The following is a 26,379-nucleotide window of genomic DNA, read 5'->3' on the forward strand; positions in this document are numbered from 1 at the left end:
AATATTCAGCGCTGAAATGCAAAAAGCCCCGTCACCAGGACAGGGCTTTTCATTTATTGCGAACGCTTAGAACACTACACCCTGGCTACGCAGGTAATCATCATAGGTGCCGCTGAAGTCGATCACGCCGCTAGGGCTGAGTTCGATAATGCGGGTGGCCAGCGACGATACGAACTCACGGTCGTGGCTGACGAAGATCAGCGTGCCCGGGTAGTTCTCCAACGCCAGGTTCAGCGACTCGATGGATTCCATGTCCAAGTGGTTGGTCGGTTCGTCCATGATCAACACGTTCGGCTTTTGCAGGATCAGCTTGCCGAACAGCATGCGACCTTGCTCACCACCGGAGATGACCTTGACCGACTTGAGGATCTCGTCGTTGGAGAACAGCATGCGCCCGAGGGTGCCGCGAACGATTTGCTCGCCACCCTGAGTCCACTGACCCATCCAGTCGAACAGGTTGCAGTCGTCTTCGAAGTCGTGCGCGTGGTCCTGGGCGTAGTAACCCAGTTCCGCGGCGTCGGTCCACTTCACAGTACCGGCATCCGGGGTCAGTTCGTTGACCAGGGTGCGCAGCAGGGTGGTTTTACCGATACCGTTCGGGCCGATGATCGCTACGCGCTCGCCAGCTTCAACCTGGAAGCTGAAGTCCTTGAACAGCGTCTTGCCGTCGAAGCCTTTGGCCATGCGTTCGACGATGACCGCCTGACGGTGCAGCTTCTTGGTTTGTTCGAAACGGATGAACGGGCTCACACGGCTCGAAGGCTTGACCTCGGCCAGCTGGATCTTGTCGATCGCCTTGGCACGGGAGGTGGCCTGCTTGGCTTTCGAGGCGTTGGCCGAGAAGCGGCTGACGAACGATTGCAGTTCCGAAATTTGCGCTTTCTTCTTGGCGTTGTCCGACAGCAGTTGCTCGCGGGACTGGGTCGCCACGGTCATGTACTCGTCGTAGTTGCCCGGGAACAGACGCAGCTCACCGTAATCCAGGTCAGCCATGTGGGTGCACACGCTGTTCAGGAAGTGACGGTCGTGAGAGATGATGATCATCAGGCTGGAGCGCTGGGTCAGAATGTTTTCCAGCCAGCGGATGGTGTTGATGTCCAGGTGGTTGGTCGGTTCGTCGAGCAACAGCACTTCTGGATCGGAGAACAGCGCCTGCGCCAGCAATACGCGCAGTTTCCAGCCTGGAGACACTTCGCTCATCGGGCCAAAGTGTTGCTCGATGCCGATACCCAGACCCAGCAGCAATTCACCGGCACGGGATTCGGCGGTGTAGCCGTCCATTTCGGCGAATTCGGTTTCCAGCTCGGCCACGGCCATGCCGTCTTCTTCAGTCATTTCCGGCAACGAGTAGATACGGTCGCGCTCGGCCTTGACCTTCCACAGCTCTTCGTGACCCATGATCACGGTGTCGATCACGGTGAATTCTTCGTAAGCGAACTGGTCCTGGCGTAATTTACCCAGACGCACGTTCGGCTCGAGCATGACCTGGCCACCGGAAGGCTCAAGGTCGCCACCGAGGATTTTCATGAAAGTCGACTTGCCGCAACCGTTGGCGCCGATCAGGCCGTAGCGGTTGCCCGCGCCGAATTTGACCGAAACGTTTTCGAATAGCGGCTTGGCGCCGAACTGCATCGTGATGTTAGCTGTGGAGATCAATTACTTTACCTATCAATGGGTTGCGAGCCGCGCATTTGGCGTTTGGGCCAATCCTGGGGCATTTTTGAGCTTTTCCATCTCGCCCCAGTCTCCGCTAGAGTTCAACCAGCGCGCATAAGTCGAGAGCAGCATCTGGACGCTGTGTCCGAGCTGTTGGGCAATAAAGGCGGGATTCATGCCAGACATTATGCATATTGTCGCATAAGTATGACGGCAGTTGTACGGCGGTCGATAACGGATCGTCAGCTTCTTCAACACGGGGCCCCACTGCTTGTGCAGATCTGAGGTCTGCCGGATGTGCTCGCTCATCTTTGAAGGTGGGAAAACGTAGGGGAAGTCCTTGACCGAACCGCTTCCAGCTTTCCGGCGTTTCGCATATTGCTCCGCGAACTTCAGGGCGTGTAGTGCGCGATCATTGAGCAGCACATGTCGGTTTTTCTTCGTCTTGGTGCGCTCCTTGATGATCCCCTGGGCTATCGCCCGGCAGACATGCACTTGGCGTTTTTCCTTGTCGACCTCATCCCAGCGAAGCGCAATAATTTCCTGCGGGCGCATTCCGGTAAAGAAGGCGAACTCGAAGAATGCCGCATAGATCGTGCTCGGCCAGTGCTCCATGCTGTAGAGCTCTGCGATTATCTTGTTGGCCTCATCCAGACTGAATGGGTCGGGCTCATTTCTCTTGCGTTTCGGCGCGTCCAATAGCTCTGCGGGATTCTTCCCGATGAGTTCCTCCCGTACCGCGTCATCCAGAATAGTGCTAAGCCGAACCATCGCATTGCGCTTCACGCCAGGTGATGACCACTCGATTTCCCCAATGATCTTGCGAAGGGTCATTGTGCTGATAGCGCTCATGCGTGTTAGCGCGAGGTAAGGCATCCAGTACAAGTTCAGCGCGCTTTTGTAATTCAGGTGCGTGCCTTCCTCTATCTCTCTTGCGCTCAGCCATGCCTGGGCATACTCCCCGAATAACACTTCGTTGCCCCCAGACAGAACCGAACCGGGGAACAATTCAGCGTATTTTGCTTCGTCCAGTAATCCATGCTTGATCAGGCTGATTACTTGATCTCTAAGACTGGTGGCAGCCTTGATGCCCGTCTTCGTTGTGGGCAGCGTGAGTGTTTCTGATCGACGCTTACCGTCCCAACTAAAACGGATGCGGATGGTATCGCCCCTGATTTCCAACCCGGCGGGCAAACCCAAAGGCTTTCGAGCCATTCGTCGTATCTCCTAATGCTATACGTAATGTTGTGGCCGAATTTGTTCCAAACCCCCTCAGGAATTTGGTTTCGGCTTCGTCGCGTTTGCAGGGCTTTGGTTGTGGTACCCAAACGCTCAGCCATTTGTTTTTCAGTTACTTTGTCGAGGTCGGGTACCTGGTAGACCTGCTGATTTGCGAGGGCGCTCATGACTTCACCTTGATGTCGACATCGTCATGAATCCATTCGATATCAAGCAGGTCATCGTCGTCGATTTGCGACTCCCGCAGATCGCTGCTCGCCAACAACTCCGCGACCTCGTTGTCATCCATATTCACAATGACCTTTCGAAAATTCACGACCGCTTTGCCGGTGAGTACGACTGTTGGTTTCATGTGGCAATACCTGTCCTTGCCGCTATGGCGGCTGACTTTGAAGGGGAGGGAATTACTGCGGGGCTGACTACAGAACGTTCAGCTCCTTGACCTTGTAGAGGCTGGAGTTCAGCTGGGCGGCTAGGTGATGAGCCTGACCTGAACGATGAAGATTGCGTTGGCGGTGCAGTGATCTCGAACGCCAGCACCGACGCAGTCATGACGTAGGCGCTTCACGACGTCGGACCAGGTATCGGCGTCGAGAGCGCTGGCGGTGGCCAGGCTGCGCTCCGGCTCAGCGATTTTGTTTTCTGTGGGCATGGGGATACCTCGACGGTATATTTGGCCTTTTGGGAATGGGAAAAAATATGAGTAGTCCAATCACTAGCTATTTTGCCACTGATCGTAACAAGCAAATCTTATCTAATATTATGAACAAGGTTCGTGGTGGGTTGGATGCAATAAGAGATGGCGATAATTTTAAGCATAAATTCCTGCTTGAGTTTATTGGGGTCACGCTTTTCCACATTCATAGTGATCCAGAAAGCTTTGATGAAAGATGTATTATGAATATTGCTGCGTTAGGCGATCGGTTCATGGATAATGTGGGAAGCTTTAACTTGATCGAGGAAGACGCCGAGCATCTTTTTTCTTATTGCTACCGGTTTGTAATTGAATATCAGCTCAGTAGTCCTCATCAGATTTCATCCGAGCTTCTGTCGATTCTGTCTCGTGTGTCTGATTTTGAATATAGTACTGCGGCCACTCAAGTTAGATATGCTGGCCACCAGATGTTAATTAACATTGTCCAGCATTACTTATATCACCCAAGTTTGGCATCTTTGAAAAATTTGCCGGAGGTTATTCAACGTTCAGAAACTGAACGGGAAAACGCTGAAAAAGCAATTCTAGATAGAGAAACTAGGGTGAACGCATTGGCTGAAAAGCTTGAGACGTATGAAACAGCGTTCAATTTTGTTGGGCTTTACTCAGGTTTCAAAAGTCTGAAGGTTACAAAAGTGGCGGAAAGAAGGTGGAACTTCTTTTTTCTCCTCGTGCTTGGTTTCTTGTTGCTCGTCCCCGTGGTTGTTAAATTCTCAAGCTTGCTAAATGCCACGCCAAAATCTGAGCCAGACCTCATTGGTCTTGCTGCTCTAGCTGGTTTGGAATTGCTGCTTCTTTATTTTTTCAGAGTCGCCCTCCAAAACTTTCGCTCTGTTAAAGCTCAGCTGCTCCAAATTGATTTGCGGATGACACTTTGCCAGTTTGTGCAGAGCTATGCGGAATACTCAAAAGGTGCACCTGAAGGAAGCAAGGGGCTTCTTGAACGTTTTGAACAGGTTGTGTTCAGCGGCATAGTTAATGATGAAAGCGCTATACCTTCTACATTCGACGGTTTAGATAAGCTTGCCGAATTAGTGGGTAAAATCCGCAAGTGATAGGGCGTTTAGCTTGCCGGCTGGTGTGATTCGTTGAAGTGCGGTATTTGTGTTCGGCCCGGCATGGAGCCGGATTATAATTTATTAATAGGAGAAGTTATGGGGTTTTCTGGTTTACTTAGTACGGACACGTTCCCAGATCGAAGTCCGAACCGTCAGTGTTGGCTGCTGTTTCGAGCTGGTTCACTTTTCCATCTGGAAGATTTTCAGAAAGGGAAAATGTATATGAATAGTTTGAGTTATTTTTCAGGGCTAAAAGGCGAAGAATCTACTGCGTTAAGAAAGGATGTTTTAGAGAAGAATTATTTAAAATTTCATAGTCAGCTAGGCGGAAAACAGGTTGGTGAGCTTTTTATAGAGATTAATGGCGAAGAAGTTTCATTAGGGCCTGACGCCGTATTGCATGTCGATCTACCTAACCCAGCTAATATTTTTGTCTTTTGTATGGCTGCTATAGCTGATGGTCCCGATGGCTTGGTAGCTGGGGAACAGAAAGGGGCTGTCAGTTTGAGCGCTGATTTCAAAAAATTTGGTGACTACGTACTGGTCATCAAGAGTAATGTAGAGTTTTCAAAGAGATTGAGCGCCGCAATTATTTCAAACCCTCATCTGTACAGTTCTCCATTTTTTGAAGGCGGCCATGGGCAAGTTGACTATGTAGATATGAACGCTCATAACGGTGTCGTCGGACTTTTCAGAAAAGATATTGAGTATGCGTGGCAGAGAGAATACAGGTTCTGCTTGGGGGCTAACTCTGAAATCTTGAATTCTGAAGGTGCGTTGGAGTTAAATCTAGGAGATTTGAGTGATATCACGACCATCGTGCCTGTTGAGCAATTTGCATCGCAGACTCTTACATTGAAGAGAGGAATCATCGAACTTAAGGATGGAGTAAAGAGGCATCGTTACATAGATTGATGCCTCGGTCTAAATCTCAGGCGGTATAGATTTTTCCTTCGGCGTCGTGAGGTTTGTTCATGGCGAAGTTGATGCGGGCGCAGGCCTCGGTGACCATTGGCCAGGCGCCCAAAGTTGCATGCGGTGACGAGTTGCACTTACTTCGGATCGAAAGCACCTAAAGACAGCGCGGCAGCATCGCCAATTTTTTGCTGGAGTACGGTCTTGAACTCCTGTGCAATGTCCTCGCGCTGAACCTCTTCCCCAACCCAGCGCAGTTTCAGAACCGGTTGAGCGCCGCTGGTGATCACCGACACGCGCAGCATGATCTGCTTTTCGGTCAAGCCTTCGTATGGGATTACGTTGAACAGCAGTGTCGCAGGTAGCGTTTCTTTGCTCCGTGCCTCGATTTGGTCGAGCGTGCTGCGGCTGGCGCTGGTCTCGCTGACGGTGTGGTCCGACTCGGAAGCGGCCTTGATGGTAATGGTCCGTACCGCTGCGATTGCCTTGGCGATGGTCATGCTGCCACCGCTCTCGTCAGTCGCTGATAGGAACTGATTCCAATCTTCGATCCAGTCGCTGAGGTCCCTTTGCGACATTGCGCGTCCGCCGATGGCCTGCGCAGACTTGTAGCCGGCCGTAGGTTTCAGTCGCAGAATCGCGCGGTCATCAGCGTGACCTGGTAACTCGTCAGTGCCCAGGTTGAACAGTAGCGTGCAGGTCATTTCGTCCTGATCGATGAAGCCTTTTGCATTCGGTACCGCCCGACCAGCCACGTAAGCGCTGAAGTCAGCCAGCGAGTGGGTGGAGTAGATGCCACGGAAACGGCTGCGACCGGCCTGCCATTTTTCCAGAGTGACCACTTGGCAGCCTTCGGGCAGCACGATGGTCGGCGTTTGGGTGGCCAGCGCTTTACCACTCGCTTCGAGTGCGGTGTCGGTAATGAGCTGGATCGCTTCTTTGGTCAGAGACATTGGTCAGTTCCTTGATGGTCAGGCGGTTAGGAGCGGGGAGTGATAGGGGCTTGTTCACGGCTGAAGAGCTGGTCGTGCTTCTCGGCGAAGAGGGTGATCTTTCCACCGGAGCCGACGTGCATTGGCGTATCCAGGCTGGTGTTCTCGCTGCGGGTGCCACGCTTGGTCGGCACCTTGTAGTCGAGCTTGTGCTTGATCTTTACCTGGCTCGATTCGCCGATCTGGCTGAAGTCCAGGGTAATGACCAGCTTGCCGGTCTTGCCGTGATCAACCACCCCGGCGGCTACTTCGGAAAGGGCGTGGCCTATTTGGTTAGCGAATGCGCCGCCGTTCAGCTCTTCGAGGAACTCTGCGGTGTCGGTTGGGGTAGGCATGGCTGTTTCTCCGGGATGGCCATTAGGCCGCTAGGGGGAAGGTGAAATTGAGGCTGACGAAGGCGCTGGCGTCGCTGGTTGCTGACACGTCTCATGCTGCTATCTGCTGGCTCCATACGCCCACGGCATCGAACATCCGGGCGGCCTGTTCTTCAGTCAGCGAGATGTCGGCGGGAATGGCGATCCAACCCGACGCGACCCGATGATTCGGATTGCTCTCGGCGACCAGGGCTTTGTAGGTGTCCTCGATCACGTCCTCGAGGTGGGCGGCCAGATAATTGCCTTGGGGCGCAACCTCGACCGATTTGGTGTAGCGATGGCCATTCTGATCGCGGCACTGGGCGCTGACATAGATCGTCCAGCGGTGGGCAACGTCGCAGACTGCCTCGGCCATGCGTTGCCCTGGCGGGATGCTCCTACACGTCTTCCAGTTGATCATCCCTTGGCATCCGCTAGGATCAATGTGGATTACTGCGACATGATGGGTGTTAAGCCGTGCCCGGCTCATTCGCTCGATTCGAGCGCGCATATTGTGTGGCTTCCGCTTGCTCATTTTGTCTCCGCAAGCTTTTGCGGCCCTTTGTGTTCGGCTTGTGTCGGGGAGGGACGTCGCCGTTTCAACACGGCTTCAGGATCAATCGCAGCTGACCGTGGCGGCGGATGCTGAGGTTCGTAGCCTGGCGCTTCGGTGACCTTGCCGCCGACACGGAAGAACTCGGCAATCTTGCGATTGATGTCGGCCTGCGCCTGCAGGTGCGGATCAGGAACAGAGCCGCCAATCATCATTGCGCTCCGAAGAAAGCGAACGCTCCGAGTAACACGGCAAAGCCGCCAACCCAGCGCAGCATGAGGCGACCGAAGCGGCGGACAGACACGCCAACTGAATCGAGGACATCGGCGTTTTTTTCAAGCTGTTGCGCGTAACGGCAGGCGCAGTCATGACCTGCTTGGGCACCGCGAGAAAGGCCGGTCGAGCGCTCTATCACATCGAACTTGTTCGCGCCCAGTGGGACTAGGGTGAAGCGAAGCGGCCGAATAGGCTCTTCCTGACCAATCATTTGGTACATCTCCGAGGTGGACATTGAGAGTCGATCCCGCAACACCTGCAGGACCGCTTGTTTTTGGCGAATGGTTTGGTTCATCACGATTCCTTCATGTGAGTTGCGGTTATTCGTCAGCACTCGGGCCGTCCGCTGGTTGCCGTTGGGCGCAGGGGAGAGTGCTGACGGATAAAGGCGTGAAAAAGAAAGGCCCGTTGGACGTTCGGGCCTTTCGCAGATGCAGTGATCTTTGGGCTATGGTCTATTTCATGACGGTCATCCTCGAATGCGCGCCGTTGGCATCTTGGCGGGCGCTCGCCGTACTCTGGTTTGTTGCATGCAGGTGGCCGGTATAAGCCGGGATTTCGTCCGCATCGGTGAACTCTGAAGCGATGGCACAGAGACCATCCAACAATCGTTGTGCTTCAGAGCTCACCGATGCGGCCTGGTGCTGGGGAGTACCAAGTGCTCGGGCAGTTATCGTCAGGCTGACGTGCAGTGATGCAGTTCGTCCTATTTCCGCCGGAGTGGCGGGGCGCATTGCTTGCCGGGTCATTCACACGGTACTGGCTTTTCACCATCGAGCAGCCGTCCAGGTTGTTCCTGTCGTGGGCAGGCTTTCGGGCCTGTCTGCTCGCCGGTCGCCGTTAGAGGCAATGCGGTCTGTTGTTTGTTGCGCTGACTGTTAAAGAGTGGCGCGGCTTTCGCTGCTGGCCGGTTTCGCTTGGCTTGGGGTAATTTAAGCAAGCTGAAATAGAAGAGTCAAGTATGCTGAATTAATAATTCAGCAACCTGAAATTTATGGGCGTAAAAAAGCCCGCTCATTGGCGGGCTCAATTCACGATTCGCAGTACTGTCGCCACCCGATCCTTACTACGCCACTTTCTAGGCGATCCATTCTGATCCCGTCGGTTTCTTCAATTTCATGAAGGATATGTAGCCACGCTTCAGCAGATTCGTCCTCTGACCTGGTGATTACGATGGATTGGGTTTTCTGCGCATCCGGTGCAGAGATCAGGTGTTGGATACGTCGGCGTATAAGCTCACAGGAGGTCCCAACTGAGCTTGCAGGAGGAGGGGGGCGATGCATGCAGTGATCCTTAGTTTTATCGTTTGGAAGCCCCCCATAAAATGTCAAATGTTTGACGTGCTGGGATATCCCATTTCAGCCAGTTGAAAAAGCTTTGTGCAAAACAGAGAAACGCACACCGCGGACGTAAGAGGAGTGAAAGACTTGAGTGGACCGAAGAAGAAAAGCCCGCGCATGGCGGGCTCTATAAAGGCAGGCAGGATGGACGCCCTATAACTTTTGTAGCGCCCTAACCACGACTCCAACAATTCGGCAGTTCTCTGCGCACATCTCTGTAGGGTAGGCAGGGTTCAAAGGCTTTAAGTAACGTCGACCACCGTCATCCACGAGCTTCTTGAAGGTAGCCTGGTCACTGTCAGCCAATTTGGCCACCACTAGTTTTCCGGACTGAACGTCAGCCTCGGTATCAACCAGGATCAGCGTTCCCTCAGTAACGCTTGTCCCGACCGGAGATGTCATCGAGTCGCCCTTCACCTCAAGCCAGAAAGCCGGGCCCTTTGAGTTGTAGTCCGATAGCTCGTATCGATCTGAAAACCCAGGAGGGAAGGGCTCGATTGCTTCCGCCCATGCACCAGCGGCAACCCAGCTGATTACCGGGTATCGAAACGACTCGACTGGTTGACGTGTGTCCTTCACGTTCGAATCGGAAAGCTCCGTTTCTGCGCCTTCACCTATAGCGAGCCATTCAGCGCGGAAGCCAGTCGCCTTAGCTAACGCATAAAGATTTTCAGGGCGCAGGCTTTTACTTTCCCCTGAAATCCACTGCGTCACAGCAGAGTTCGCAACCCCACATAGGGACGCGATTTCGCCTTTCTTTTTCCCGCTGAGCGCGATGGCTCGGGCAATACGTTCGTGTCTATCCATGACGCCAATATTAAGTTAGCTGAATTTAAGTATGCAGAGCTTTTAAATCCTCGTTGACGCAATAACTTAAGCATGCTGAAATTGCGGCACGCTTGAACGAGGAATGCGCAATGAATACGCGTGAGGTTGCCGAACATTTCGGCAGCAAGAAAAAACTAGCAGTGGCGTTAGGTATTCATCCCAGCGCCGTGACGATGTGGGGGGAAACAATTCCGGAGTCCCGTCAGTACCAAATTCAGGTTCTTTCTAAAGGAAAGTTCAAAGCCGCTCGAACCGTTCGGTGAGACGAATTTTTACCAATCTGCTGGCAAATCGCTACGGAAACAAATCTGAGGTTTTACGAATGGAAAGTTTCTTTAGGGCCTGTCACGACGTGGTCAAGGACGCGGATACCAAGAAGCTTGCGACGCTGATGAATATGCCGCCCGTGAGCCTGCTCCAGCGCGCGAATCCAGACGACGATGGTCACTGGATGAACGTTAAACATCTCTATGCGCTGTTGCTGCACTCAGGCGACATGCGCCCACTTGCTGCGCTGGCCGACGAGTTCTGTTTTGACCTGGTGTCCCGCGAGAAGCCGTCGGCCAAACCGCTGATGGTAGCGCTGGGTCATCTTTCTGCTGAATGCGGAGATGTTGGCCGACTGATCTTCGATGCTGCCGAGGACAACCACATCAGTCAGCACGAAAAGGCTCAAGGCGATAAAGCAATCCTTGAGGCAATCGACGCGCTGCAGGTTCTCCGTGTGTCGTTAAAGGCTGCCTGAATCGCAGACACAAAAAAGCCGACGGAGAAGGTCGGCTTTTTCAACAGCAGTAAAACACTAGAGGGGGCCATTATGAACACGATCGTCGCTCCAAGCAATACGGTCACCATGTCGAGCCGGGAGATCGCCCAGCTCTGCGGAAAAGAACACAAAAACGTCAAGCGTGATGCTCAGAAGATGCTTTTTGAGCTTGGATTAGATGCGCTCAGTTTTGAGCGCATCTATCTGGATGACTCCAATCGACGCCAAACCGAATTCTTCTTAGATCGAATCCTCACGGAAACTCTTCTCACCGGCTATAGCGTGCCGTTGCGCCATCGTGTCGTGACACGTTTGAACGAACTTGAAAACGTGTCACGACACAACGTCACGACAGACCTTCCTGATTTTTCCAGTCCGGCTGCTGCGGCAAGAGCCTGGGCAGAGCAATACGAGCGGAGTCAAGTAGCGAGCCAGGCTTTGGCGTTGGCTGCGCCAAAAGCGGAGTTTGTTGATCGCTACGTCGAATCGACCGGCCTTCTCGGCTTCCGTCAGGTCGCCAAAGTTCTGAAGGCCAACGAGCGATCGTTCCGGCAGATGCTCATCGACAAAGGTGTCATGTATTACCTGAACGGCGAACTCACGCCGAAACAGCCCCACCTCGACGCCGGCCGGTTTGAAGTGAAAACCGGCACCTCCGAACGCAGCAGCCACGCTTTCGCACAAGCCCGCTTCACCCCAAAAGGGGTTGAGTGGATCGCTGGCAAGTGGGCTTCCTACAACATGCAGAGGGTCGCGTAATGGCCGGCGACTGGATCAAATTCGAACTCACCACCTTGGACAAGCCCGAGGTCTGCCAGATCGCTGACTTGGCCGACATCGATCCTGATGCGGTTGTCGGCAAACTGATGCGCGTGTGGGGCTGGTTCGACCAACAAACCGAAAATGGTAACGCTCCGAGCGTTAGCAAAAAGTTACTCGATCGTCTTGTTGGCGTTATCGGTTTCTGCGAACACATGAAATCTGTCACTTGGATGATCGAGGCCGACGGTGTGATCAGCCTTCCTCACTTCGACCGTCACAATGGCAAGACCGCTAAAAACAGGCTTCTCACTGCAAAACGAGTGGCAAACCACAAGGCAGGTAACGCAAAAGGTAACGCTGCGAACGTTAGCGGTGCGTTACCTAAAGAAGATGTAGAGAAGAATAAAGATCAACACAACACACTAGGCGCGAGCGATCGTTTGGAGCCTGTCGAGATGTCGCTTGAATGGGTGCCTGATCAACAACTCTTGCAGGCCTACGCGCTAAGGATGGCCCTACCGGCGGCGATGTTCACCCCGGAGGCCACTGCTGCTTTCGTTTGCCATTACACAGCCAGTGGTCGTGTCGAGACGCAAGCAGCCTGGGTCAGCCTGCTCGTGAAGTGGATCAAGCGCGATGTTGCCCAATCGGCCAGTTCCAATGTTCGCCAATTCCCCATGAAGCAGGTGAACGGCCCGGATTTCGACGACACCAGCTGGTCCGATGACCTGGGTGACTTGTGATGAACCAAGCCAAGCGCGTCCCCCAGAGCGCTAACCAGCTGCTGAGCAAAATGGGCAACCTACCGCCCGTGACGCTGGAACTGCCGAAACAATTGCCGCCTGGTACCGCTGACGTCGTCAACGCGCTGTTCAAGGAACTGCAAGCGATCTTCCCGGCTTGGAAACAGGCGTGGCCCGATGATGAAGCCCTACGGGCTGCGAAACGCAGCTGGGTCAAGGCATTCATCGTCGCCGGGATCAATACCCTCGAGCAGATTCGGTACGGCTTGCAGAACTGCCGACAGCACGGCGGCGATTTCGCGCCGAGCGTCGGTAAGTTTGTGAAGTGGTGTCAGCCAACGCCTGAAATGCTGGGCATTCCTTCGCACGATAAGGCCTTCCGTGAAGCGCTGATCAATTTGGACCCGAGCCGAGCGTTGTCCCGCGAGTGGTCGCACCCGGCGATACGCCATGCCGCGCTGCAATGTGAGATGCATAACCTGAACAGCCTGGTGTCCGAGAAGGCCAGCAAGGTCTTTGATCGCGCCTATGACATCACCATCCGGATGTTGGTCAGCGGACAACCGCTCGAAGACATCGCCATTGGCATCGGCCACGACTCGCAAAAGCTCGAAACGCAGCTGGCGGAAGAGTACGGCGAGGCGCGGTTGTTGATGACCATGTCGCAACAGTCGATCCCGCTTGACGGCAAGGTCGCCCGCGCCCAGCTGCTGGCTCGTTTTGCCAGTGGCCCGGGCAAACGCGAGCAGCAACAAGCCTCGCTTCCACGTACCCGCTTGAACTCCCTCCCTGATCCATTCAATCCCACAGGTGGCTTCTGATGAATGCAGCCAAGCAACAAAACATGCTCGCCGGGCAATCGTCGCTCGCCCGCAAAGTGTTTCAGGTCGTGCCAATTCAGGAAAGCTGGAGTGCCCACGATATTTTCAATTCGCTGATGGCTGCCGAAGCCACCGGTGCCCAGTTCCCGGCTATACGTCGTGGCTTGGGCGAGCTGAAGGAGTCAGGTCTGATTCGCGAACCCGTTAACGGTCATTTCCAACGTACCGCCATCACCATCAAATCCCCGAGAGAGCAGAGCATGTCAAAACCAACCCAGTCGGCCACCATGACCATTCAAAAAGCCGAGACCAGCGCTCTGGATACGTTGGCAATGCTGTCTGGCGAAGTTATCCACTTTGCCGAGGAGGTCGGACAGCGCATGAAAAAGCTGGCGGCGCGTATCGAGGAAGTGGCGCTTTCCGTCGAGGCCGAGCGTGAGTCCACCGCTGAATCACTCGAAAAATTCAAGCTCCTGCAATCTCTGCTGAAGGGGGGCTAATGCGCAAGCGCTTGGCGATCGGTTTGGATATGCCTGATCGCCGCCTGGCTGTGCCAAACCCGGCGAACTATCGGTTCGCCGTGTTCTGCTGCTCGTTCAAGATGGATATGGGCAGCACCCCCGACCACGCTTTGGCGCTGTTCGTTGACCAGGCAATGGCCGAGCGCTACGGCGCCTGGATGTGGCCGACCACGTTTCAAGTCGTTGACCTTGATGATCCTCACGGAGCCCAAAAATGACGGCCTTGGCGAAAACCCTGACGGTGAAGCTGTCGGATGCCGAGATCGAACGCAACGCCAAGAAGCTGCATGTTCGAGATCTGCGCGATGCCAGTCACCCGGCGTTGCACTTTCGCTTTGCGAAGAACCGTTCCCGTGGCTCATGGTACCTGCTCAGCAAACGCACCTGGCACCGTATCGGCGGTTTCCCTGATCTCAGCACCAAGCAAGTGGTCACGGCACTGCCAACAGTGCGTTTGCGGGTGGCTGCCAACGAAGGTTCGGCGCTGTCCAAGTGGGGCACGACCAGCGAGCTGTTGGGATGGTACGCCGAACGCATGTCCCGTGATCGCAGCCTTTCCAGCAAGCGCAAGAGCACTGCCGCTTCGGCCATCAAACGTCACTTGATGCCGCGTCTGGGTGATCTGCCTCTCAGCGATATCAACAAAGCCATGCTCGACAGCGAGCTGATCTGGCCATTGCAGGAAAACTACTCAGCGGGTTACGTGCAGCTGGTGTTCAAGCTTCTGGTCCAGGCGATGCGCCAAGCGTTCAAGCTCGGTTTTATCCGCGTTAACCCGATGGCGGGAATCAAATTCAGCGACTTCAGCAAGACGAAAGTCGGAGCCAAGCCTGGCCGGTTGCGCGGTGTTCAGTTGCCGCAGTTACTGGAGCAGTTGTCCCAGGTCGTGCTGACGGCGCCGGCCGACGCCATGTTGGCGCTGATGATGCTATGTCATGGCACGCGTATCGGCGAAACCCGGCAGGCACGCTGGTCGCATATCAGTCTGGCGGAGCGCGAGTGGTTCATCCCGGCGGAGCACACCAAAACTGGTGTCGAGCATCACCTGCCACTGACGGACCAGGTGCGCGAGCTGCTGATTCGTTATCGCGACATTCAGCAGACCAAGGGGTATGACGGCCAATTCCTGTTCCCGGCGCGCCATGGCAAGGCTCTCAGTGAAGGGCAGGCCAGTGCTGCATTTACCCGATTGGGGCAAGGCGAATGGACCAGCCACGATCTACGCAAATTGGCCCGCACCAGTTGGGCAGATATCGGCATTGACCACCTGATCGGCGAGCTACTGATCAACCACGCCATGGGCCACAACGTGAAGGTGTACATCCAGTCGGACGTCATGAGTCGCAAGCTCGATGCACTGGAGCAATGGCACATCCATCTAGATCAGAAGGGTTTTTCCCTGATTCACGGGTTGACCGGTGTTAGATCCGGAGATTCCGGTAAACCTCTGGAGGCCTTTAAGAACAAGGCCTGTGATGCCGTTCAAGAAACAACCACAGGAGAGGATTCAAAACATGCAGAAAGGGCAGGTGCTTGGCTTTAAGAGGCCTCGGATCGAGCTAGAGCCTTGCCCGACCTGTAAGGGCAAAGCGGTAGTGAAAGGGCTGTTTTATGAGTTGATTTGTACTGCTTGCAACGGCTCAGGTTGGGTTATTCGGGGCAGCAGGTTGGTGCTTTCTTCGGACGAGTTGGTGACTCAATTGAGCTTTAAATTGCAGCAGGCTCAGCGCGAAATTGAAGTGCTCCGGCAGGGATCGTCGATTTCTGGCCCCGCCGAGTACTACCAACAGAACAACCGTCGCGGTGCCGGCGGAACGAATTTCACAGGGGATTGAACGATGGTTGACCGGACGCTGTTCAACGAACTGAAAAGGGCGGATGCATGAAGATCAATTCCGCACGCCAGGCATGGCATGACTGTAACTACAACCCAGCCCCAGGTCAGTCCTCTGATGCTGCCGTGCTGGGTGTTGTGGTGCAAAAAACTGAACGCGGACCTACAGCTGATCATGCTATCCATGCGACGTTAGCTGGCCAGGTTCAGTCGGCTATTGCCCGTCTTCACAACACGTTGCGCGCATTCGGCAACGCCATGTACGCATCTGAGCCTACCGATGATGATCGGGACGCGGCAGAAGAGGCCGTGTTTAATCTGGCATGCTCTCGGGCGCCACGCATGACAGCCGACAAGAGGGAGCGCGCCGAGTACGTGGCCAAAGGGGTATTCCGTCGTTATCGCTACATGCATCAGGGCGGCCAGTCGGCCAATGATGACCCGTTGATCAAGCCTGAACTATTCAGGTCCTGGATGAATGCCGAGTACGGGATCAAGCTTCCATCCACGGCCTGGGGCCGAGATTGGGAGCCGTTTGTGCAGCTCTGCTTTGATGCCTGCTACGACATCGACGCGAAGGCTTTGAACCCGATCGGGGGAGTTATTTACAAAATGAAACAGGCGGCTTGACTTCCCGCACGGCTGGCGGCACTATTTCGCCACTGTTAGAGTTTTGCCTTCGGCAACTTACTCATAAATAAAAGAAAACCCCGCCTTCGAGCGGGGTTTTTGCGTTTAGGCCGTCTCGACTGAAACCGTCAGGCGTTTGCCCAGGGCAGCCAAAGCGCTTTCGACCTGGGCCTCGCCATCGTGCGGGGCTTTTTTGTGATCCTTCTTCCGAGCCTCGGGAGGCAAAAGAGACCCCTGAACATGCCGGACAAACCCGATACCTGGGCCATTGCATTCATGTGGCTGAGTCAGCATTCGCAAACTATTTGGGCGGCATTTTTGTCGTTGTGCATGACCGTGCTGCGTGTGTTCTATACAGGCGGCACTTGGAAAGACGCGCTGATCGAAGGCCCCATGTGTGTCCTGCTTTCATTGAGCATTATTTGGGGGTTCGAGCTGATGGGGTTGTCGCCGTCGCTAGCCCAGCCAGTCGGCATTTGGGTGGGCTTCCTTGGCGTGAAGAAGGTCGCCCACTGGGCTGATCGGATTGCTGAAAGCAAAATTCCTAAATCGGATTCGGCGCCGTGATGGCCTATGCCTCACGAAGCATGAACACTTGCCAATTTTTTCTAGGCTCGCCATTTCGGCGGGCCTTTTCGTTTCTAAGAGGTCAGTCTATGAGCAAGTCCACGCTGAATGATGAACTGGTGCCTGGTGAGCCACCGAAGCCGGGAACGATCGAAATGCTCGCGGGTTTTTCACCTTATTCTCAATTTCCGCTGATTGCGGCAATCGAGTCGACAACCTGCCTGCTGTCCACTTTTCAATATGACCCAGCAATCGTCCGGGCAAACGAGACCGGTGCACCGTTGAGTGTGTTCGGCCGTCTCTTGCAGCATCTGGATGAGTTGCTGGTCGCCCAGCTTCATCAGGTCGGCGAGATGCCTGCTCCATGTCTGGAAGGCCACCAGACAGCTTTATCCCTGCCGTAATGGTTCGCTAAATGGTCAAAATCAACATCACGCCCGACATGCTGCCTGTGTCACAGGCGCTGATGGAGTTGGAGAAAAAGCATATTCCTCATGTGCTTGCCCTGACGGCGACCCGATTGGCCCGGCGGGTCAAGAAGGGTGAACTGACCGTCATGGCTCAGCGCCTGGACCGGCCAACCCGGACTACGATGAACAGCCTGTTCGTCAAAATCGCCACCAAGAGCAAGCCAGCCGAAGTCTATTTCAAGGACTCTTGGACCTCGGGTATTCCCGCTGATACCTATCTTCAGCAGACCGTCCGGGGCGGGCCACGTCCGCATAAGCGCTTTGAAAAATCGCTGATATCGAACGGCCTGATGAGGTCCGGGCAATACGCTATTCCCAGTCCGAATGTCCTCGATAAGCACGGCAACGTATCGCGCGGCTTGATGAACAAAATCCTATCAGGCCTCGGTGCGGCAGAAAGCCGACGCGGCTACAAAGCCAATGCCACCGGCAGCAAGCGCAGCCAGCGCAAGGGCAATGCCCGCAGCTATTTTTCCGGCGTTGTCGATGGCACGGCCGGGGTGTGGGAGCGCAAAGAAACCGCGTTCGGCGATGCAGTCCGGCCGGTGTTTGTGTTCAGCCGCAGCGCGCCGATGTACCGCACGATCTTCCCGTTCTTCAAGATCGCGAACAACATCGTCAAGGCCAACTACAGCGCTGAGTTCCGCGGTGCATTTGCCGATGCAATGGCCACTGCCAAGCCCTGACAACGAGCAAGAAAGGCTGTTTCTGTGCCTGTATTGCTTGACTTGTTTGCCCGGCGCGAATTTAACGGGTCCTCCCGAGGGGGTGGGGGCTAGGGGGTAATTCGGGCCCCGCTGCTTCGCTATATATGACCCATTTTTGAATCGAGGTTGTTGTTTAGTCCATGGCCAATCCGACCATCTCCCGCGAGCCTCATTGGCTCAACAAGTCGCGCATGGCTACCAGCCTCGGTATCACGACTCAGGCCTTTGATAAATGGGGCGTTCAGCCCGTTGCGAAGATCGGCCGCGACGTGTTCTACGACGTCCGATCTGTGCTGGATAACCGACTCAAGCATCAGGTGACAAAAGACCAACCTGTCGACGACAACGGTGATCCCCTCGATCCGCTCATTGAATACAAACAGGCGCAGCAAAAATTGCGACTGACAACTGAGCAGGCGGACGCTCAGGAAATGCGAAACAAGGTTAAGGCCAAGAAGCTGGTACCGGTTGATTTTTGCTTGTTCGCATTGTCTCGTCTGAGCGCAAAGCTCGGGTCAACCCTCGACACCGTGCACTTGAAGGTTAAACGCAAGTGCCCCGACATCGAGGTGCGTCACCTTGAGGCGATCCAGCGCGAAGTCGCCGTGACGCGTAATGATGCGGTCGGCTTGGCTGATCTTTTGCCGGAGTTGCTTGATGAGTTTGTCGACACCTTGGATGAGGGCGCTGGTTGAGGGTGTCCGCAAGGGGCTCGCCGGGCTCTACAAAGAGCCGCCGCGCACAGCCGTTGAATGGGCCGATGAACATTTCTATCTGTCGTCCGAGTCGTCCTACCAGGAAGGCGATTGGACGACGGCGCCTTTTCAGGTTGCGATTCTCAACGCAATGGGCAACGACCTGATCCGTGAAGTCAACGTGCTGAAGTCGGCGCGGGTTGGTTACACCAAAATGCTGGTGGCCAACATGGGCTACAAGGTCCAGCACAAGAAACGCAACGTCATTGTCTGGTGCCCAACCGATGGCGACGCTGACGGCATGATGAAGCGGCACATCGAAACGATGATTCGTGACAGTCCTGTGGTGCGCGCCTTGGCGCCTTGGTACGGGGTGAAGCATCGCGATAACACGCTGGATGAAAAGCGCTTCGATAACGCCAAAATGCTGTGGTGCCTGGGTGGCACGGCAGCGAAAAATTACCGGGAGAAAAGCCCGGATGAAGTGATTTATGACGAGCTTTCGAAGTTCAACGCGGACATCGAGGGCGAGGGAGCCCCGACCATTCTTGGCGACAAACGCCTGGAAGGTGCCACATTCAAAAAGTCCATACGCGGATCGACCCCGACGACAGTGGTGGTCGCTGACGACAATGAGGAAACCTCGGGGGAGGGTTGCCAGATCACGCGGGCGGCCAATGATTCCCCGCACTTTCTACGCTTCAACATCAAGTGCCCGTGCTGCGGTACCGAGCAATACCTGAAGTGGGGCGACCCGGCTACGCCGTTCGGTATCAAGTGGGCCGTGGATGAGCTGGGGCAGGTGACCAAGGCCTGGTACCTGTGTGAGTCCGGCCATGGCTGTACCTTCGAATACCACGAAATGGTCGCGGCATCCGTCAACGGTCGCTACATCTGCGAGCGCACCGGTATCTGGACGCGGGACGGCATGGACTGGTTCACCGATGTGGACACTTCAATACCGTCACCGCGTTCGGTGACTTTCCATATCTGGACGGTGTACTCGGAGTTTGTGACTTGGGCCGAAGTTGTCACGGAATGGCTCAAGATCAAGAAGGATCGGGGCAAGCTCAAAACCTTCGTCAACACCACCTTGGGCGAAGCGTGGGAAGAGGACCAAGGTGAGCAATTGGAATGGCAGCAGCTGCACGCGCGCCGGGAGATCTACCCGCAAGTGCCGGCCAAAGCCGTTGCTCTGTTCGGCGGCATTGATACCCAGGATGACCGCTATGAAGGCCGCGTCTGGGCGTTTGGCGCAGGTGAAGAAGCGTGGCTGGTCCATAAGTTCGTGCTTCAAGGTGACCCGGGCGGCATCGAGCTGCGGGCCAAGGTCGGCATCGAGATCCACAAGACCTTCACCCGGGCGGATGGCACGGTGATGGGCGTCGAGCGTTGGTGTTGGGACCAGGGTGGTCACTACTGCGATGAAGTACGTGAAGAGTGCATCAAGCACGGCACCCAGTGGGTGATCCCTGTATTTGGTGCCTCGACCTACGGGAAGCCGATTGCGACCTGGCCGCGTAAGAAAACCAAGGTCAAGGGTGGGCGTGCGTATCTGGTCGAAGTGGGTACCGACAATGCCAAAGAGCTGATTTACGGCCGTCTCAAGATGCAGCCGGATAGCTCGGGCGCGCCAGTGCCTGGCTGTATCCACCTGCCTGCCAACGAGATGATTTGCGGCGAAGACGAATTGCGGCAACTGACTGCCGAGCGCCGCAAGTGGGTGATCGTCAAGCATCAGCGTGTTCAACGTTGGGATGCCGGCGGGCGCCGAAACGAAGCGCTTGATTGTCTGGTGTACGCCTTGGCGGCGTTACGCATAACGCAGCAGCGCTTTGGCATGAATCTCGACCTGCTCGCACAGCAGTTGCCGTCAGGCACCTGGGCTGTGCCGATGAGTTACGAGCAGGAAAGCAAACGGGCCACCGTTGCTGCTCTGACACCGGCCACGGTGTCGGTGCCTGAGGTAGAGCCTGAACAATCATCCGACCAGCCCACCGAGTCGGGTGGCTGGCTTAATACAGGACAAGGCGCATGGCTATAACCGCTCAAGACATGGTGGACCGCTATCTGGAGGCCGAACTGGCCATCCTGCAGGGCAAAGAAATCCTCTTTAACGGTCGCAAACTGATCATGGATGATCTGGAAGAAATTCGCGCCGGCCGACTGGAATGGGAGCGCAGGGTGCGAGGGCAACAGGCAGCGGCGGCGGGGCAGCCGCCGTACGCCCTGGCGACATTCCGATGAACCTGCTGGATCGCGTACTGGCCCCGGTGTTTCCGGGACTGGTGGCTGAACGTCTGCATGCTCGTCACAAGATCATGGCCTTTGAAGCCGCGCAGATGACTCGCACGCATCAGGCCAAGAAACAATCCGCCAGTGCGGATCGCTCACTGCAGCGTTCGGCGCGTTCCCTGCGCGAACAATGCCGCAAGCTGGACGAAGACCACGACATCGTTACCGGTTTGTTTGATCGCCTGGAAGAGCGCGTAGTGGGCGGCATGGGCATCGCGGTCGAGCCGTTTCCCTTGAGCTATGCCGGAGAAGTGCACCTGGAGTTTGCGGCGCAGATCAAGGCCCGCTGGGCCGAGTGGTCGTTGCGCCCGGAAACGTCCGGCGAGCTGTCCCGCCCGCAGATGGAGCGACAGGTGTGCCGCACCTGGCTGCGCGACGGCGAAGCCTTGGCGCAGAAGCTCAAGGGGCGAGTGCCCAGCTATGAGCATTTGAACGTGGTGCCCTTCGCCCTAGAGTTGCTGGAGCCGGATTACCTGCCGTGGGAATACAACGATGAAGCCAAGGGCATCGTGCAGGGGATTGAGCGCAATCAGTGGCGCCGGGTCCGTGCCTTTCACCTGGTCAAACATCATCCCGGGCACACCGCCGGTTACCAGCTGGCGTTGGCCACCAAGCGTGTGCCAGCCGAGCAGATGATTCACATCGCGCACCGCAAGCGCATCGGTCAAAACCGTGGCCAGCCGCTGCTGCATGCCGTGCTGGTTCGCTTGGCGGACATCAAGGATTACGAGGAAAGCGAACGGGTCGCCGCCCGTATTAGCGCGGCGCTGGCCATGTACATCAAGAAAGGTACGCCGGATGACTACACCGCACCGTCTGCCGTGAATGGTCAGAGCGTCAGCGCCCGGAGCATTCCCATCGGTCCGGGCATGGTGTTCGACGGCCTGCTGCCCGGCGAAGACGTCGGCATGATCGAAAGTAATCGGCCCAACCCCTTTCTGGAAGGCTTTCGCAACGGTCAGCTCAAGGCCGTGGCCGCCGGCACTCGGGGCACCTACTCCAGTGTGGCGCGCAGTTACGACGGCACCTATTCGGCACAGCGGCAGGAGCTGGTCGAGGGGCAGGCGGGTTATGACCTGCTGCAGCACGAATTTATCGACTACTGGAGTCGCCCGGTTTATCGCGAATGGCTGCACATGGCGATCGCCAGTGGGGTGATCCAAGTGCCGGCCGACGTCGATCCGGACACGGTTTTCGGCGCGATTTACCAAGGGCCGGTGATGCCCTGGATCAACCCGATCCATGAGGCCAATGCCTGGAAGATCCTGGTTGAAGCGGGCTTTGCCGATGAGTCGGAAGTAGCGCGGGCGCGGCAGCGCAACCCGCAGGAACTCAAGCGTTCCCGGGCTTCGGAAATCAAAACCAACCGGGAACAGGGACTGGTCTTCAGTTCGGACTTCTATCACGAGACCTATGGAAAAACGCAAAGCAATGAACAGCAAAACAAAGCGAAGCCTGCCGATGATGAGGCCGAGGGCCTCGATAACCCCGACGAATAAGCCCGGCGAAAGCTGGTACTCGCTCCGTGCTGCGCAGCAGCGCGGGATGGTCGAGGTGATGCTGTACGACGAAATCGGCGCCTGGGGCATTACCGCCAAGCAGTTCGCTCGCGATCTGGCCGCCATCGGCGATGTGTCACAGATCAACCTGCACATCCATTCGCCAGGTGGCGACGTGTTTGAAGGGACGACCATGTACAACCTGCTGCGCGGCCATTCGGCACGGGTGGTGGTGTACATCGACGGCCTGGCCGCTTCGATGGCCAGCGTGGTCGCCATGGCCGGGGATGAAATCAACATGCCGGCCAACGCCATGATGATGATTCACAAGCCGTGGGGTGGTCAGGTCGGTGATGCCGATGCCATGCGCGAGTACGCCGATTTACTCGACAAGGTCGAGAGCACGTTGATTCAGGCGTACATGCGCAAGTCGGGCAAATCGATCGAGGACATCCAGGTGTTGCTCAAGGCTGAAACCTGGATGGATGGCAACGAAGCGGTGGCGGCCGGTTTCGCTGACAAGGTGCTTGATCCGTTCAAGGCGGCCGCTCAACTCACTTCGAAACGTATGCAGGAGTTCACCAATATGCCTCCTTTGGCACAAAATCTGTTCAATCCACGCGCTTCCGCTCCAACCCCCGCACCGGCCCCAACTCCAGCTCCAACCCCAACCCCGACCCCAGCGCCGATTGTCGATCCGGCGCCGGTCGCTTTGACCCTGGATCAGATGCGCGCTCAAGTCATGGCAGCGGACGGGACTCGCCGCACGGCGATCAATGCCGCATTCTGTGGTTCGCTGGTCACCAGCCACACCGAACTGCTCAACACCTGCCTCAACGACCTGAGCTGTACGGCCGAGATGGCGCGGGAAAAACTGCTGGTGGCGCTGGGTTCGACCACCACCCCCACGGGTGGACCTAGCCACCATGGCCACATCGGCAACGGCAACCTGGTCGGCGATTCGGTGCGCGCCTCGCTGGCGGGTCGTTTGGGCCAGGCGGAAAACCAGAAAGACAACGCCTATAACCACATGAGCCTGCGCGAACTGGCCCGCGCTTCGCTGCATGACCGCGGCATCCTGGTGGCTACCCTTGATCCGATGGCCATGGTCGGCCTTGCGTTCACCCATGACTCCAGCGACTTCGGCAACATCCTGGTGGACAGCGCCGCCAAGTCGGTCCTGCTCGGCTGGGACGAGGCGCCGGAAACCTATCACCTGTGGACCAAAAAAGGCCGCTTGAGTGACTTCAAGGTGGCGTCCCGGGTCGGCATGGGTGCGTTCCCGAGCCTGCGTGAAGTTCGCCCAGGGGCTGAATACAAGTACATCACCACCAATGACCGTGGCGAAAAAATCCGCTTGGCCACCTACGGTGAGATGTTCAGCATCACCCGTCAGGCGATCATCAACGATGACCTCGACCAGTTGAGCACAGTGCCTTACAACATGGGCCTGGCCGCGCGCGGCACCATCGGCGATCTCGTCTATGACACGCTGATCCATTCGCCGGTGATGAGCGACGGCAAAGCTCTGTTCGATGCAGAGCGCAACAACCTGTTCTCCGGTACCGGCGCGAACATGTCGATCGAAGCGCTGAGCAGGGCCAAGACCGCCATGGCATTGCAGAAAACCGAGGTCGAGGGCGGCAAGGCCCGCACCTTGAACATTCGCCCGGCGTTTGTCCTGGTGCCGGTGGCGCTGGAAGACAAGACCAACCAACTGATCCGCTCGGCGTCGGTGCCTGGCGTCGACACCAATGCTGGCATCGACAACCCGATCCGCAATTTCGCCACGGTGATCGCCGAGCCACGCCTGGACGATGATTCGCCGGTCACCTGGTATGAAGCCGCCCGCCAAGGTACTGACACCATCGAAGTCGCTTACCTGGACGGCGTTGAACAGCCCTACATGGAGCAGCAGCAGGGTTTCACCATTGATGGTGTGACGAGCAAGGTGCGGATCGATGCCGGTGTCGCGGCGCTGGATTATCGTGGTCTGAACAAGTCAGTCGGTGTGGCAGCAACTAAAGCCCGCTGACGGTTGTGATTCCTCTCAATACCCCGCCGCGTGCGGGGTTTGTTGTTTCTATGCAGGAGAAATGCGTATGTCCAAAAACTATTCGGGTCCCGGCCAAACCGTGACCTTCACTGCCCCGGCCGGTGGCGCAGCATCTGGTGTGCCGTTGGTATTGGTCGATCTGGTGGTAATCCCGATGGCCAGTGGCGTCGAGGGGGACGTATTGGTTGGCCATATCGGTGGCGTCTGGCGCTTGCCCGCCGATGCGGCGCTGATGCAGGGGCAGAAGGTGGCCCTGCAAGCCGGTGTGCTGGTCGATCCGCTCACGGCCACCGGTGACCTGGTGCCGTTCGGCAAATTGATGAGCGCTCCGGTCGGCGGTATTGCCGAAGCGTTGTTGATCCAGTGACCACGCTGGGCCGCTTTCGTGACGTCACGGCCCGGATGGATGCAGTGTTGGTCGATCGCCTCGGCGATCGCGCCATCAAGCCGGACGGCCTGTCGCTGTCCGGTGCGTTCTTCTCGCCTTTTGTTGGTGCGGATGTCGGCGGCAAATCGAAGAGCGTGCGCCTGGGCAATGCCATCGTGACAGATAACGTTCTGGCGCCAACCTTTACGGCGCGCGTCGTGGAGGCAACGGGCATCGAGAAAGACACCTTTCTCACCATCGATCTACCGGTGGAGCAGGGTGGTGGTCGTTACAAAGTCAGCAAGCGCGAGCCAGACGGTGCCGGCATGGTCACTTTCATACTGAGTTTGAACAATGGATGAGCTGACGACCTTACACAATGCGATCGAGGCGACGTTCCGCGCCGGCTTGCCGTCGGTGGTCAGCGTCGAGGCGTTTCCCGAGCTGAATGCTGAAGTCGGTCTGCCGGCGGTGTTGTTTGCCCTGACGGAAATCGGCGAATCCGCCGACAACGGCAGCGGCAAAACCTCCCTGAGCGGCCGCTTTCAGGTGTGCATTATGGTCGATTCGACCATCAGCAAAGCGTCCTTGCAGGCCGCCATTCTGGCCGCCGAGATCAGCAAGATTTTGCGCGGGCAGTATTGGGGTCTGGACTTTGTCGAAGAGGTGCAGGATGTGCGTGCATTTCCGGACGACTCGATGCCGGAGCTGGCGCAATTTGTGGTGTGGATCGTGGAGTGGAAACAGGTATTCCAGATTGGCGAAACCGAATGGTTATGGCCAGTCGAACCGCCGGGTTCCCTGTACCTGAACGTCGATGGCTGTACCGGTACCGGCAATGAAGATCACTACTTTCAGCCGGAGGATCTGGCATGGGATACGCCAGCGCCGAACATGACCGGATGATCGCGGCGATGCTGCTGCCCTGTGTGGTGGTCGGCATCGATCTGATGGCCGGCCGGGTGCGCGTTAAGGCCGGTACCTGGGTCAGTGCCTGGGTGCGCTGGCACAGTCTGGCGGCGGGCAAGGCCCGTCACTGGCGGGCGCCAAGTCCGGGGGAGCAGGGCGTGCTGTTCAGCCCCAGCGGTGATCCGGCCATGGGCACGTTTATCCCGGGGCTGTATGGCAACGCCGGGGCACCGCCGGACAACCGTGATCACGTCGAGGCCTGGTCCTTCGACGATGGCGGCTCGCTGGTCTACGACTGGCAGGCCGGCAGTTACAGCATCGATCTGCCCAATGGCAGCAGTGCGACGATCACGGTCGGCGGATCGCAATTTGAGGTAACGCCGGCTCACGTCCGGGTGACGGCCAGCCAGATTACGTTGGTAGGTGAGGTGAGCATCGACGGAACGCTGAGTGTATCCGGCGACATCACCGGCGCCGGCACGATCATGGACACCGGGGGCAATAGCAGCAACCACTCGCATTGAGTTCACATTCACCTTCAGCCCGCCGCGCGCGGGCTTTTTCATGTCTGGAGAAAAAGCATGACGAGTAAAACCAAGTCAATTCCGGTCGCCACGGATGCACCCGCGCCGGCCACGCTGAGCCTCTTTCGCGACACCCTGTACACCTCGCGGGTGCTGATTCTGCTGGACGCCGAGCGCACCTTGAAAGTGGAAAAGGGCCAGGTCGCGGTGGCCTCGGATGACACGGTTGCGATCGAGTATTTGCAGGGTCGCAAGGATTTTGTCGCGGTCGAGGGCTGATCCCATGAT

General features: G+C 56.5%; 36 protein-coding genes. 25 read left to right on the forward strand and 11 right to left on the reverse strand.

All coding sequences use genetic code 11. The features are described 5' to 3' along the window. Positions 1–66: 66 nt before the first annotated feature. The 4 genes from ACWGZX_RS27800 to ACWGZX_RS27815 all read right to left on the reverse strand — a co-directional run bounded on the left by ACWGZX_RS27800 (position 67) and on the right by ACWGZX_RS27815 (position 3,547). Positions 67–1,656, reverse strand: a complete 1,590-nt coding sequence (locus ACWGZX_RS27800) for an ABC-F family ATPase (protein WP_452626342.1) — start codon at positions 1,654–1,656, stop codon at positions 67–69. Between the two features lie 12 nt (positions 1,657–1,668). Further along, positions 1,669–2,871 (reverse strand): tyrosine-type recombinase/integrase, encoded by a 1,203-nt coding sequence (locus tag ACWGZX_RS27805; protein WP_452626343.1) that lies wholly within the window; start codon positions 2,869–2,871, stop codon positions 1,669–1,671. A gap of 187 nt (positions 2,872–3,058) precedes the next feature. Further along, positions 3,059–3,247 (reverse strand): hypothetical protein, encoded by a 189-nt coding sequence (locus ACWGZX_RS27810; RefSeq protein WP_452626344.1) that lies wholly within the window; start codon positions 3,245–3,247, stop codon positions 3,059–3,061. A 120-nt stretch (positions 3,248–3,367) separates the two neighbouring features. Further along, the gene (locus tag ACWGZX_RS27815; protein WP_452626345.1) at positions 3,368–3,547 is read right to left on the reverse strand and encodes a hypothetical protein; all 180 of its coding nucleotides are present in this window, start codon (positions 3,545–3,547) and stop codon (positions 3,368–3,370) included. A 47-nt stretch (positions 3,548–3,594) separates the two neighbouring features. Between ACWGZX_RS27815 and ACWGZX_RS27820 the strand changes: the two genes are divergently transcribed. Both ACWGZX_RS27820 and ACWGZX_RS27825 read left to right on the forward strand, forming a co-directional pair. Next, positions 3,595–4,665, forward strand: a complete 1,071-nt coding sequence (locus ACWGZX_RS27820) for a hypothetical protein (RefSeq protein WP_452626346.1) — start codon at positions 3,595–3,597, stop codon at positions 4,663–4,665. Between the two features lie 225 nt (positions 4,666–4,890). Continuing rightward, positions 4,891–5,583, forward strand: coding sequence for a hypothetical protein (locus ACWGZX_RS27825; RefSeq protein WP_452626347.1), 693 nt, complete (start codon positions 4,891–4,893; stop codon positions 5,581–5,583). Positions 5,584–5,720: 137 nt separating this feature from the next. Here the strand turns inward: ACWGZX_RS27825 and ACWGZX_RS27830 are convergent, their stop codons facing one another. The 7 genes from ACWGZX_RS27830 to ACWGZX_RS27860 form a co-directional block, all read right to left on the reverse strand. Then, positions 5,721–6,536: a YfdQ family protein gene (locus ACWGZX_RS27830; RefSeq protein WP_452626348.1), complete on the reverse strand. Its 816-nt coding sequence runs from the start codon at positions 6,534–6,536 to the stop codon at positions 5,721–5,723. A gap of 26 nt (positions 6,537–6,562) precedes the next feature. After that, positions 6,563–6,910 (reverse strand): hypothetical protein, encoded by a 348-nt coding sequence (locus tag ACWGZX_RS27835; protein ID WP_452626349.1) that lies wholly within the window; start codon positions 6,908–6,910, stop codon positions 6,563–6,565. Between the two features lie 91 nt (positions 6,911–7,001). Next, the gene (locus ACWGZX_RS27840; protein ID WP_452626350.1) at positions 7,002–7,463 is read right to left on the reverse strand and encodes a hypothetical protein; all 462 of its coding nucleotides are present in this window, start codon (positions 7,461–7,463) and stop codon (positions 7,002–7,004) included. Further along, positions 7,460–7,696, reverse strand: coding sequence for a hypothetical protein (locus tag ACWGZX_RS27845; protein WP_452626351.1), 237 nt, complete (start codon positions 7,694–7,696; stop codon positions 7,460–7,462). Before ACWGZX_RS27845 ends, ACWGZX_RS27840 begins: the two co-directional genes overlap by 4 nt. Continuing rightward, positions 7,693–8,052 carry a hypothetical protein gene (locus ACWGZX_RS27850; protein ID WP_452626352.1) on the reverse strand — a complete coding sequence of 120 codons (360 nt, stop codon included), beginning with the start codon at positions 8,050–8,052 and terminating at the stop codon, positions 7,693–7,695. The genes ACWGZX_RS27845 and ACWGZX_RS27850 overlap by 4 nt, the downstream gene beginning before the upstream one ends. Positions 8,053–8,788: 736 nt before the next feature. Beyond that, the gene (locus ACWGZX_RS27855) at positions 8,789–9,040 is read right to left on the reverse strand and encodes a DUF1654 domain-containing protein (RefSeq protein WP_320395208.1); all 252 of its coding nucleotides are present in this window, start codon (positions 9,038–9,040) and stop codon (positions 8,789–8,791) included. Positions 9,041–9,250: 210 nt separating this feature from the next. Continuing rightward, positions 9,251–9,904, reverse strand: a complete 654-nt coding sequence (locus ACWGZX_RS27860) for a LexA family protein (RefSeq protein ID WP_452626353.1) — start codon at positions 9,902–9,904, stop codon at positions 9,251–9,253. A 110-nt stretch (positions 9,905–10,014) separates the two neighbouring features. On the opposite strand from ACWGZX_RS27860, the gene ACWGZX_RS27865 reads away from it, so the two are divergent. The 23 genes from ACWGZX_RS27865 to ACWGZX_RS27975 all read left to right on the forward strand — a co-directional run bounded on the left by ACWGZX_RS27865 (position 10,015) and on the right by ACWGZX_RS27975 (position 26,370). Then, the gene (locus ACWGZX_RS27865; RefSeq protein WP_150755804.1) at positions 10,015–10,188 is read left to right on the forward strand and encodes a Cro/CI family transcriptional regulator; all 174 of its coding nucleotides are present in this window, start codon (positions 10,015–10,017) and stop codon (positions 10,186–10,188) included. A gap of 59 nt (positions 10,189–10,247) precedes the next feature. Then, the gene (locus ACWGZX_RS27870; RefSeq protein WP_452626354.1) at positions 10,248–10,670 is read left to right on the forward strand and encodes a phage regulatory CII family protein; all 423 of its coding nucleotides are present in this window, start codon (positions 10,248–10,250) and stop codon (positions 10,668–10,670) included. Between the two features lie 72 nt (positions 10,671–10,742). Continuing rightward, positions 10,743–11,450: a phage antirepressor KilAC domain-containing protein gene (locus tag ACWGZX_RS27875; RefSeq protein WP_452626355.1), complete on the forward strand. Its 708-nt coding sequence runs from the start codon at positions 10,743–10,745 to the stop codon at positions 11,448–11,450. Next, entirely contained in the window at positions 11,450–12,196 is a 747-nt protein-coding gene (locus ACWGZX_RS27880) for a DnaT-like ssDNA-binding domain-containing protein (RefSeq protein WP_452626356.1), read from the forward strand. Before ACWGZX_RS27875 ends, ACWGZX_RS27880 begins: the two co-directional genes overlap by 1 nt. Beyond that, positions 12,196–13,017, forward strand: coding sequence for a replication protein P (locus ACWGZX_RS27885; RefSeq protein WP_452626357.1), 822 nt, complete (start codon positions 12,196–12,198; stop codon positions 13,015–13,017). The genes ACWGZX_RS27880 and ACWGZX_RS27885 overlap by 1 nt, the downstream gene beginning before the upstream one ends. Further along, the gene (locus ACWGZX_RS27890) at positions 13,017–13,517 is read left to right on the forward strand and encodes a hypothetical protein (RefSeq protein WP_452626358.1); all 501 of its coding nucleotides are present in this window, start codon (positions 13,017–13,019) and stop codon (positions 13,515–13,517) included. Before ACWGZX_RS27885 ends, ACWGZX_RS27890 begins: the two co-directional genes overlap by 1 nt. A gap of 29 nt (positions 13,518–13,546) precedes the next feature. Continuing rightward, on the forward strand, positions 13,547–13,756 hold the full coding sequence (locus ACWGZX_RS27895; protein WP_452629077.1) for a hypothetical protein: 210 nt from the start codon (positions 13,547–13,549) through the stop codon (positions 13,754–13,756). Further along, positions 13,753–15,081 (forward strand): tyrosine-type recombinase/integrase, encoded by a 1,329-nt coding sequence (locus ACWGZX_RS27900; RefSeq protein WP_452626359.1) that lies wholly within the window; start codon positions 13,753–13,755, stop codon positions 15,079–15,081. Before ACWGZX_RS27895 ends, ACWGZX_RS27900 begins: the two co-directional genes overlap by 4 nt. Then, positions 15,053–15,373 carry a hypothetical protein gene (locus ACWGZX_RS27905; protein ID WP_452626360.1) on the forward strand — a complete coding sequence of 107 codons (321 nt, stop codon included), beginning with the start codon at positions 15,053–15,055 and terminating at the stop codon, positions 15,371–15,373. The genes ACWGZX_RS27900 and ACWGZX_RS27905 overlap by 29 nt, the downstream gene beginning before the upstream one ends. 47 nt (positions 15,374–15,420) lie before the next feature. Then, a complete protein-coding gene (locus ACWGZX_RS27910; RefSeq protein WP_452626361.1) occupies positions 15,421–16,002 on the forward strand; it encodes a hypothetical protein in 582 nt (193 codons plus the stop codon). A 240-nt stretch (positions 16,003–16,242) separates the two neighbouring features. Next, positions 16,243–16,569, forward strand: coding sequence for a phage holin, lambda family (locus ACWGZX_RS27915; protein WP_223512996.1), 327 nt, complete (start codon positions 16,243–16,245; stop codon positions 16,567–16,569). Between the two features lie 89 nt (positions 16,570–16,658). Further along, on the forward strand, positions 16,659–16,973 hold the full coding sequence (locus tag ACWGZX_RS27920; protein WP_452626362.1) for a hypothetical protein: 315 nt from the start codon (positions 16,659–16,661) through the stop codon (positions 16,971–16,973). 11 nt (positions 16,974–16,984) lie between these two features. Then, the gene (locus tag ACWGZX_RS27925) at positions 16,985–17,725 is read left to right on the forward strand and encodes a hypothetical protein (protein WP_452626363.1); all 741 of its coding nucleotides are present in this window, start codon (positions 16,985–16,987) and stop codon (positions 17,723–17,725) included. Positions 17,726–17,886: 161 nt separating this feature from the next. Further along, positions 17,887–18,441 carry a terminase small subunit gene (locus tag ACWGZX_RS27930; RefSeq protein ID WP_151213746.1) on the forward strand — a complete coding sequence of 185 codons (555 nt, stop codon included), beginning with the start codon at positions 17,887–17,889 and terminating at the stop codon, positions 18,439–18,441. Continuing rightward, positions 18,404–20,485, forward strand: a complete 2,082-nt coding sequence (locus ACWGZX_RS27935; RefSeq protein WP_452626364.1) for a phage terminase large subunit family protein — start codon at positions 18,404–18,406, stop codon at positions 20,483–20,485. The genes ACWGZX_RS27930 and ACWGZX_RS27935 overlap by 38 nt, the downstream gene beginning before the upstream one ends. Then, positions 20,476–20,688, forward strand: coding sequence for a primosomal replication protein PriB/PriC domain protein (locus tag ACWGZX_RS27940; protein WP_223512680.1), 213 nt, complete (start codon positions 20,476–20,478; stop codon positions 20,686–20,688). Before ACWGZX_RS27935 ends, ACWGZX_RS27940 begins: the two co-directional genes overlap by 10 nt. After that, positions 20,685–22,235, forward strand: coding sequence for a phage portal protein (locus ACWGZX_RS27945; protein ID WP_452626365.1), 1,551 nt, complete (start codon positions 20,685–20,687; stop codon positions 22,233–22,235). Before ACWGZX_RS27940 ends, ACWGZX_RS27945 begins: the two co-directional genes overlap by 4 nt. Continuing rightward, the gene (locus ACWGZX_RS27950; protein WP_452626366.1) at positions 22,198–24,270 is read left to right on the forward strand and encodes a ClpP-like prohead protease/major capsid protein fusion protein; all 2,073 of its coding nucleotides are present in this window, start codon (positions 22,198–22,200) and stop codon (positions 24,268–24,270) included. The genes ACWGZX_RS27945 and ACWGZX_RS27950 overlap by 38 nt, the downstream gene beginning before the upstream one ends. Positions 24,271–24,337: 67 nt before the next feature. Beyond that, positions 24,338–24,658: a capsid cement protein gene (locus ACWGZX_RS27955; protein WP_452626367.1), complete on the forward strand. Its 321-nt coding sequence runs from the start codon at positions 24,338–24,340 to the stop codon at positions 24,656–24,658. Positions 24,659–24,702: 44 nt separating this feature from the next. Then, entirely contained in the window at positions 24,703–25,020 is a 318-nt protein-coding gene (locus tag ACWGZX_RS27960) for a head-tail joining protein (protein ID WP_452629078.1), read from the forward strand. Next, positions 25,013–25,564 carry a hypothetical protein gene (locus tag ACWGZX_RS27965; protein ID WP_452626368.1) on the forward strand — a complete coding sequence of 184 codons (552 nt, stop codon included), beginning with the start codon at positions 25,013–25,015 and terminating at the stop codon, positions 25,562–25,564. Before ACWGZX_RS27960 ends, ACWGZX_RS27965 begins: the two co-directional genes overlap by 8 nt. After that, on the forward strand, positions 25,531–26,091 hold the full coding sequence (locus tag ACWGZX_RS27970) for a phage baseplate assembly protein V (RefSeq protein ID WP_452626369.1): 561 nt from the start codon (positions 25,531–25,533) through the stop codon (positions 26,089–26,091). The genes ACWGZX_RS27965 and ACWGZX_RS27970 overlap by 34 nt, the downstream gene beginning before the upstream one ends. A gap of 57 nt (positions 26,092–26,148) precedes the next feature. Continuing rightward, positions 26,149–26,370 carry a hypothetical protein gene (locus tag ACWGZX_RS27975; protein WP_452626370.1) on the forward strand — a complete coding sequence of 74 codons (222 nt, stop codon included), beginning with the start codon at positions 26,149–26,151 and terminating at the stop codon, positions 26,368–26,370. Positions 26,371–26,379 lie beyond the last annotated feature (9 nt).

It is taken from the genome of Pseudomonas sp. CLCA07, assembly GCF_053615335.1.